The 682-nt window shown below is 67.0% G+C and carries 1 protein-coding gene; it reads right to left on the bottom strand.

The annotated features are described in order from the left end of the window. Nucleotides 1–672, bottom strand: a 672-nt coding sequence (locus AC1D0Z_RS23585) for an acrylyl-CoA reductase family protein (protein WP_477660538.1), incomplete at its 3' end; no start/stop codon positions are given. Nucleotides 673–682 lie beyond the last annotated feature (10 nt).

Below are 682 nucleotides of genomic sequence, written 5' to 3'. Positions count from 1 at the left end.
GTGCGAACCAACGGCGTCCACCACGCCCGCCCAGCGTTCTTTTTGCAGCGGCTTGCCGGGCGCAGACAGCTCGGCCCGGTCAATGATGCTGCTCGCGCCCAGTTGCTTCAAATAGGCCTCTTCACTGGCCTTGCCCGTGGCAGCCACCACGGTGTAGCCCAGCTTGCCCAGCAAGGCGACGGCCACGCTGCCCACGCCGCCGGTTGCACCGGTTACCAGCACCTCGCCGTCGCCGGGCTTCACGCCATGCTGCTCCAGCGCCAGCACGCTCAGCATGGCGGTGTAGCCTGCCGTACCAATGGCCATGGCCTGGCGGGTGGTGAAGGCTGTCGGCAACTTCACCAGCCAGTCGCCCTGCAGGCGCGCCCGCTCGGCCATCAGGCCCCAGCGTGTTTCACCCAGGCCCCAGCCGTTGTGCACAAACCGGTCGCCGGCCTTCCAGCCGGGGTGGGTCGATTCGAGCACGGTGCCTGCGCCGTCAATGCCCGCCACCATGGGCCAGCTGCGCACCACCGGCCCCTTGTTGGTGATGGCCAGGCCGTCCTTGTAATTGAGGGTGGAATATTCGACCTGCGCCAGCACGTCGCCCGCCGGAAGCTGGGCCTCGTCGGTGTCGGTGATGGTCGCTGAAAAGCCGGCGTCGGACTTGGTGAGTAGAAGGGACTTGAACACGGCGTTGTCT

This window comes from Polaromonas sp. P1_E3 (assembly GCF_056405935.1).
Note: the sequence above shows the minus strand (reverse complement) of the source record. Positions and strands in the feature narration are given on the sequence as shown.